Annotated in this window: 4 protein-coding genes, 1 tRNA gene and 1 pseudogene; 4 read left to right on the top strand and 2 right to left on the bottom strand. The window is 45.9% G+C overall.

The window, feature by feature from the left end; genetic code table 11:
- Positions 1-65: 65 nt before the first annotated feature.
- Together RTW80_RS16425 and RTW80_RS16420 are read right to left on the bottom strand one after the other, a co-directional pair.
- Positions 66-266 (bottom strand): annotated as a pseudogene (locus RTW80_RS16425) (DUF5507 domain-containing protein); the annotation flags it as partial.
- Between the two features lie 750 nt (positions 267-1016).
- Positions 1017-1092: transfer RNA gene (locus RTW80_RS16420), tRNA-Ile, on the bottom strand.
- A gap of 559 nt (positions 1093-1651) precedes the next feature.
- Here RTW80_RS16420 and RTW80_RS16415 point away from each other — a divergent pair.
- The 4 genes from RTW80_RS16415 to gabD all read left to right on the top strand — a co-directional run bounded on the left by RTW80_RS16415 (position 1652) and on the right by gabD (position 7975).
- Positions 1652-3904 (top strand): alpha amylase C-terminal domain-containing protein, encoded by a 2253-nt coding sequence (locus RTW80_RS16415; protein WP_225092361.1) that lies wholly within the window; start codon positions 1652-1654, stop codon positions 3902-3904.
- Positions 3905-4239: 335 nt separating this feature from the next.
- A complete protein-coding gene (gene glaH / locus RTW80_RS16410; RefSeq protein WP_000993087.1) occupies positions 4240-5217 on the top strand; it encodes a glutarate dioxygenase GlaH in 978 nt (325 codons plus the stop codon).
- Between the two features lie 18 nt (positions 5218-5235).
- The gene (gene lhgO / locus RTW80_RS16405; protein ID WP_000271962.1) at positions 5236-6504 is read left to right on the top strand and encodes an L-2-hydroxyglutarate oxidase; all 1269 of its coding nucleotides are present in this window, start codon (positions 5236-5238) and stop codon (positions 6502-6504) included.
- 22 nt (positions 6505-6526) lie between these two features.
- Positions 6527-7975 (top strand): NADP-dependent succinate-semialdehyde dehydrogenase, encoded by a 1449-nt coding sequence (gabD, locus tag RTW80_RS16400; protein WP_000772820.1) that lies wholly within the window; start codon positions 6527-6529, stop codon positions 7973-7975.
- Positions 7976-7979: the final 4 nt, after the last annotated feature.

The raw sequence follows: 7979 nt of genomic DNA, 5'->3' as shown, positions 1-7979 counted from the left end.
ATACTGTTTTTGTCATGTGAGTCACCTCTGACTGAGAGTTTACTCACTTAGCCGCGTGTCCACTATTGCTGGGTAAGATCATCAGACATCATTTTTTGTAAAGTTTCAAGAGCACCGCGATACGTCTCTGATGCAGCTTCCTTACAAATTAATTTTAAAATACTATGAGCTAGTAGCTCCATGTGTTTAGAAGATTTATTTTCATTATAACTTCCACTACCCAAAACTGCGCTAGCGTTAAATCCGTTGCTTTTACTAACTAACATTGTCTATTCCTCAATTAATGTCTACATGGCTATTTTTAATGTTATTACTGTTTGTCACTATAAAAAAACGCTCATTTGAGACAATTACTGACATTAACTGCTTCACTTGCTACGCATGGAACTTTTAATTAAATTAGCACAGGAATGTTAAATTTAATAAACAAAAGGTTATTTCGCTGTATGATAAAAAAAACCGTTATAATTTATTAGTGAAAATCGTTTTTCAAGTGTTAGAAATTTATATCTCAATAGCGTTGGTTAATGAGCATAGCCACGCTCCTGTAACGCTCACAAAACTCATCTGCCTGCGGCGGGTGTTCTGGTCAGTAGTAGATGTTTAAGGCGTGGCAGAGACATTTCATCCTTACTCTACGGCATTGTTCTACATACATTGGTTGTGGTACTCACTTATCATCAGTGAGCGAACAGAGAATAGTTCAGTGATTTGAGTAATTAACCTGATTAAATGAAGGGGTATAATAAATGATAATACTCTGGCTTTATCGTTAATTACTTAATTCCACATGTAAGCAATTTGCCCGCTTGGCATAGCAGGCATTTTTTCCAGGTACTTTTGAATGAGTACTGATGGATAAATACATTGCAGTGGCGTGCCACGTACCAAAACACCAGCCCTCATTCGAAACCACCCACCGCACTTCTTCCTTGAAATGGCGTTAGTCATGAAATATAGACCGCCATCGAGTACCCCTTGTACCCTTAACTCTTCCTGATACGTAAATAATGATTTGGTGGCCCTTGCTGGACTTGAACCAGCGACCAAGCGATTATGAGTCGCCTGCTCTAACCACTGAGCTAAAGGGCCTTGAGTGTGCAATAACAATACTTATAAACCACGCAATAAACATGATGATCATATGATGTAAATAACAGATTTTTATGCGTTCCCATTCACCTTGGGTCGTGATTACACGCGACATAAAACCCGACACCGCCTCCATTCGCAAAGTCGATACTCGCAGTCAACAAGCAAATGTTAATAATTAGCACTATCTATAGTTATCATCGATTCAATGATACTTTGTAATGATTTTGTATCTAATAATATAACTTTATTACATTAGCTGAAGAGTTTTCGCATCATTATGATATCTGTTACTTTTCACTCCATAAAAATAAACTTCGTATAGCAATATATTCTTTCATAGATCTTATTCTGCTAATCATTAGTTTCGTATGAGCGATTTTTGACAGTTGCCTCTCCAGACCACATCGATAATTAATAAAACAGATTTAAGCATTATCCTTTTCCATATAAATATTGGATAAAAGTAGGACATCTGTTTGCAATTACTTTCACAACAATTAAACATTTTTATGTTTCCGTATACATCATATTACTCTACCATTAGAGGAACTTTATTATGTTTTCTATAAAACCAGGACCCAGAAATTTACCTATCGACAACCCCACATTGTTATCATGGAACATTACTGACGGGGATCTAAATTCCAAATTAAATACATTAGAATATCTAAACTGTATAACAAATATTATTAATTCTTGTGGAGTTTACCCTCAAGGATTAAAAGACAGAGAAATTATATCAACTTTTCACGCAGAAAAAGTTATTAATGATCTGTTAAAAAACGATTATAAAATTTCCCTTTCTCCAGATACAACTTATCGAGAGTTGAATAAAGCAGCACAGCGTAGCATTACAGCGCCAGACAGGATAGGAGAAGGAAAAACATGGGTTTATCAACGAGATACAATGATTGAAAGAGGTGATAACAGCGGTGTTTATCAGTATGGTCCTGCTGAACACTTCACCCACATTATATCTGACAAACCTTCCCCAAAAGATAAATATGTTGCATATGCTATTAACATTCCTGACTATGAGCTGGCAGCCGATGTATATAATATTAACGTGACGTCACCTTCCGGACAGCAAGAAACATTTAAAATATTAATCAATCCAGAACATCTACGGCAAACACTTGAGCGTAAATCTCTTACTACTGTTCAGAAATCACAATGTGAAATCATCACCCCCAAAAAACCTGGCGAAGCGATTCTTCATGCTTTTAATGCCACCTACCAGCAGATCAGAGAAAATATGTCTGAATTTGCACGTTGCCATTATGGGTATATACAAATCCCTCCAGTGACAACTTTCCGTGCCGACGGACCAGAAACTCCCGAAGAAGAAAAAGGTTACTGGTTTCACGCTTATCAACCCGAAGATCTTTGTACCATCCACAATCCAATGGGAGATTTGCAGAATTTTATCGCATTGGTTAAAGATGCTAAAAAATTTGGTATCGATATCATTCCTGATTATACCTTTAACTTTATGGGAATCGGGGGTAGTGGTAAAAATGACCTGGATTATCCCTCTGCTGATATACGAGCGAAGATCAGTAAAGATATAGAAAGTGATATCCCTGGCTATTGGCAAGGTCAGGTTTTGATTCCATTTACTATAGATCCAGTAACAAAAGAACGTAAACAAATCCATCCAGAAGATATACATCTCACTGCAAAAGACTTCGAAGCAAGTAAAGATAACATCTCTAAGGATGAATGGGAAAACCTCCATGCATTAAAAGAAAAGCGTTTAAATGGAATGCCTAAAACAACACCCAAAAGTGACCAGGTTATTATGTTGCAAAATCAATACGTTCGTGAAATGCGAAAATATGGCGTACGAGGTTTACGTTATGATGCGGCAAAACACTCAAAACATGAACAAATAGAAAGATCAATAACCCCACCGCTTAAAAATTATAATGAGCGGTTACACAATACTAACTTATTTAACCCAAAATATCATAAAAAAGCCGTTATGAATTACATGGAATATCTGGTAACTTGTCAGTTGGATGAACAACAAATGTCATCACTGCTTTATGAAAGAGATGATTTAAGCGCCATTGATTTTTCATTGCTCATGAAAACGATAAAAGCCTTTTCATTTGGTGGAGATCTCCAAACCCTTGCATCAAAACCGGGTTCCACAATCTCAAGCATCCCATCAAAAAGACGGATATTGATTAACATTAACCACGATTTTCCTAACAATGGCAATCTTTTCAATGACTTTCTATTTAACCATCAACAAGATGAACAATTAGCAATGGCATATATGGCCGCTCTCCCGTTCAGCAGGCCTTTAGTTTACTGGGATGGCCAAGTATTAAAATCAACGACTGAAATTAAAAATTATGATGGGTCGACGCGTGTTGGCGATGAGGCGTGGCTTAATAAAGGTTGCTCTACCTATCAGCAGCTCTACAATGAATTCCACGCATTATATATAGATAAAGCAGGAATATGGAGCGCATTTGAGGGTGTATTTGCAACTAAAAACGTTCTGGCCTTTAGTCGTGGGGATTCTGTGAACATTAATCACTCTCCTCATGATGGACTAGTTATAATAAATAAAGGAAACGAAGAAGTTGAAGGTACCTGGCCTAACAAATTGCAACCTGGAATATACAAAAACATGGGGAGTAATAGCGTTAACATTATTATTAATAATACCCGAAAAATTATCCCCCCTGGTAAAGTATTTACGCTTAGAGGCGGAACTCTAAATATCAATATTCCTGGGCGTAGCGCTCTTCTTTTAGGGAAAACAGGAGAACCGCCGAACTATCTCTATTTATAATTTAATGTTATATCTGCCCCGATAAAACGGGGCAGATAATATGTTTAGTTTACTAACGGTCATTTTGCAGTGAAGCCATTTACTGTTTTTTATCGACCAGATAATCTGTTCTCTAATGTTAACTCCCCCTAACCTGTTGCTTTAGTTATTCATTTCCTGTCTCACTTTGCCTTAATACCCTACGTTAAATGTTACTAATTTGTTGCTTTTGATCACAATAAGAAAACAATATGTCGCTTTTGTGCGCATTTTTCAGAAATGTAGATATTTTTAGATTATGGCTACGAAATGAGCATCGCCATGTCACCCTACATCTCATAAGAGGATCGCTTCTGATGAATGCACTGACCGCCGTACACAATAACGCTGTCGATTCAGGCCAGGACTATAGCGGATTCACTCTCATCCCGTCGGCGCAATCCCCGCGTCTGCTGGAACTCACCTTCACCGAACAGACGACCAAACAGTTTCTCGAACAGGTTGCCGAATGGCCCGTGCAGGCGCTGGAGTACAAATCGTTTCTGCGTTTTCGGGTAGGCAAAATTCTTGACGATCTGTGTGCGAATCAGCTGCAACCATTGCTGTTGAAGACCCTGCTAAACCGTGCTGAAGGTGCGCTGTTGATCAATGCGGTGGGTATCGATGATGTGGCGCAGGCAGATGAGATGGTGAAGCTGGCAACGGCGGTAGCGCATCTGATTGGTCGCTCAAATTTCGATGCGATGAGCGGTCAGTATTACGCGCGTTTCGTGGTGAAAAATGTCGATAACTCAGACAGCTATCTGCGTCAGCCGCACCGCGTGATGGAACTGCACAACGACGGCACGTATGTCGAAGAGATCACCGATTACGTGCTGATGATGAAAATCGATGAGCAAAACATGCAGGGTGGAAATTCGTTGCTGCTGCATCTCGATGACTGGGAACATCTGGACCACTATTTCCGCCACCCGCTGGCGCGTCGCCCAATGCGCTTTGCCGCGCCGCCGAGTAAAAACGTCAGCAAAGATGTTTTCCATCCGGTGTTCGACGTTGATCAACAGGGTCGCCCGGTGATGCGTTATATCGACCAGTTCGTCCAGCCAAAAGACTTCGAAGAAGGCGTGTGGTTGAGCGAGCTTTCGGACGCCATTGAAACCAGCAAAGGCATTCTTTCTGTGCCCGTTCCCGTTGGCAAATTCCTGTTGATTAACAACCTGTTCTGGCTGCACGGTCGCGACCGCTTTACTCCGCACCCGGATCTGCGCCGTGAACTGATGCGTCAGCGTGGCTATTTCGCTTACGCCACTCACCACTACCAGACGCATCAGTAGCGCAAAGGAATTGAGCGGATGTATGATTTTGTGATTATTGGCGGTGGCATCATCGGCATGTCGACCGCCATGCAACTGATTGATGTCTACCCGGACGCCCGCATTGCGTTGCTGGAAAAAGAGTCCGGCCCGGCCTGTCACCAGACGGGCCACAACAGCGGCGTGATCCATGCCGGGGTTTATTACACGCCCGGTAGCCTGAAGGCACAGTTTTGCCTGGCGGGAAACCGCGCCACTAAAGCCTTTTGCGATCAAAACGGCATTCGCTATGACAACTGCGGCAAGATGCTGGTCGCCACCTCTGAACTCGAAATGGAACGGATGCGCGCGTTGTGGGAACGCACGGCGGCAAACGGTATCGAGCGCGAGTGGTTAAACGCCGATGAACTGCGCGAGCGCGAACCGAATATCACCGGGCTTGGCGGTATTTTTGTGCCGTCCAGCGGCATTGTCAGCTACCGCGAAGTAACGGCGGCGATGGCAAAAATTTTCCAGGCCAGAGGCGGCGAGATTATCTATAACGCCGAAGTCAGCGGCCTCAGTGAGCATAAAAACGGCGTGGTGATACGTACCCGCCAGGGCGGCGAATATGAAGCATCGACGCTGATTAGCTGTTCCGGGCTGATGGCTGACCGGCTGGTGAAAATGCTCGGACTCGAACCGGGCTTTATCATCTGCCCGTTCCGTGGTGAGTATTTCCGCCTTGCGCCGGAGCATAACCAGATTGTTAACCACCTGATTTACCCCATTCCCGACCCCGCGATGCCATTTTTGGGCGTGCATCTCACCCGAATGATCGATGGCAGCGTGACCGTCGGGCCAAACGCGGTGCTGGCTTTTAAACGCGAAGGCTACCACAAGCGCGACTTCTCGTTTAGCGACACGCTGGAAATTTTGGGCTCGTCGGGGATTCGCCGGGTGCTGCAAAACCATCTACGCTCAGGACTGGGCGAGATGAAAAACTCGCTGTGCAAAAGCGGCTATCTGCGGCTGGTGCAAAAGTATTGTCCCCGGCTTTCGTTAAGCGATCTCCAGCCCTGGCCCGCCGGTGTGCGGGCGCAGGCGGTATCGCCGGACGGCAAGCTGATTGACGATTTTCTGTTTGTCACCACCCCGCGCACGATCCACACCTGCAATGCGCCCTCCCCGGCAGCGACATCAGCAATTCCTATTGGTGCGCATATTGTCAGCAAGGTACAAACGCTGTTGGCAAGCCAGAGTAACCCCGGACGCACGCTGCGAGCGGCACGTAGTGTGGATGCCTTACACGCCGCATTTAATCAATAACCTTTGAAAACAGGACGTAACAATGAAACTTAACGACAGTAAATTATTCCGCCAGCAGGCGTTGATTAACGGGGAATGGCTGGACGCCAACAATGGCGAGGTCATCGATGTCACCAATCCGGCGAACGGCGACAAGCTGGGTAGCGTACCCAAAATGGGCGCTGATGAAACCCGCGCCGCTATCGACGCCGCCAACCGCGCTCTGCCCGCCTGGCGTGCGCTCACCGCCAAAGAACGCGCCAACATTCTGCGCAACTGGTTCAATTTGTTGATGGAGCATCAGGACGATTTAGCGCGCCTGATGACCCTAGAACAGGGCAAACCGCTGGCTGAAGCGAAAGGCGAAATTAGCTACGCCGCCTCCTTTATTGAGTGGTTTGCTGAAGAAGGCAAACGCATTTATGGCGACACCATTCCTGGTCATCAGGCCGATAAGCGCCTGATTGTTATCAAGCAGCCGATTGGCGTCACCGCAGCTATCACGCCGTGGAACTTCCCGGCGGCGATGATTACCCGCAAAGCCGGTCCGGCGCTGGCGGCAGGCTGCACCATGGTGCTGAAGCCTGCCAGTCAGACGCCGTTCTCTGCGCTGGCGCTGGCGGAGCTGGCGATTCGCGCGGGCATTCCGGCTGGGGTATTTAACGTGGTCACCGGTTCGGCGGGCGCGGTGGGTAACGAACTGACCAGCAACCCGCTGGTGCGCAAGCTGTCGTTTACCGGTTCGACCGAAATTGGCCGCCAGTTAATGGAACAGTGCGCGAAAGACATCAAAAAAGTGTCGCTGGAGCTGGGCGGCAACGCGCCGTTTATCGTCTTTGACGATGCCGACCTCGACAAAGCCGTGGAAGGTGCGCTGTCCTCGAAATTCCGCAACGCCGGGCAAACCTGCGTCTGCGCCAACCGTTTATACGTGCAGGACGGCGTGTATGACCGCTTTGCCGAAAAATTGCAGCAGGCGGTGAGCAAATTGCACATCGGCGACGGGCTGGAGAAAGGCGTCACCATCGGGCCGCTGATCGATGAAAAAGCGGTAGCAAAAGTGGAAGAGCATATTGCCGATGCGCTGGAGAAAGGTGCGCGTGTGGTTTGCGGCGGTAAAGCGGATGAACGCGGCGGCAACTTCTTCCAGCCGACCATTCTGGTGGACGTTCCAGCCAACGCCAAAGTGTCGAAAGAAGAGACGTTCGGCCCCCTCGCCCCACTGTTCCGTTTTAAAGATGAAGCCGATGTGATTGCGCAAGCCAATGACACCGAGTTTGGCCTTGCCGCCTATTTCTACGCCCGTGATTTAAGCCGCGTCTTCCGCGTGGGCGAAGCGCTGGAGTACGGCATCGTCGGCATCAATACCGGCATCATTTCCAATGAAGTGGCCCCGTTCGGCGGCATTAAAGCCTCGGGTCTGGGTCGTGAAGGTTCGAAGTATGGCATCGAAGATTACTTAGAAATCAAATATATGTGCATCGGTCTTTAACTGG

The organism is Escherichia sp. AM3 (assembly GCF_032029835.1).
In the GTDB taxonomy this organism is placed as follows: Bacteria; Pseudomonadota; Gammaproteobacteria; order Enterobacterales; family Enterobacteriaceae; genus Escherichia; species Escherichia coli.
Note: the sequence above shows the minus strand (reverse complement) of the source record. Positions and strands in the feature narration are given on the sequence as shown.

Coding starts and splice junctions, on each gene's coding strand:
- RTW80_RS16415 (WP_225092361.1), top strand. CDS start 1,652: ATGTTTTCTATAAAACCAGGACCCAGAAATTTACCTATCGACAACCCC.
- glaH (WP_000993087.1), top strand. CDS start 4,240: ATGAATGCACTGACCGCCGTACACAATAACGCTGTCGATTCAGGCCAG.
- lhgO (WP_000271962.1), top strand. CDS start 5,236: ATGTATGATTTTGTGATTATTGGCGGTGGCATCATCGGCATGTCGACC.
- gabD (WP_000772820.1), top strand. CDS start 6,527: ATGAAACTTAACGACAGTAAATTATTCCGCCAGCAGGCGTTGATTAAC.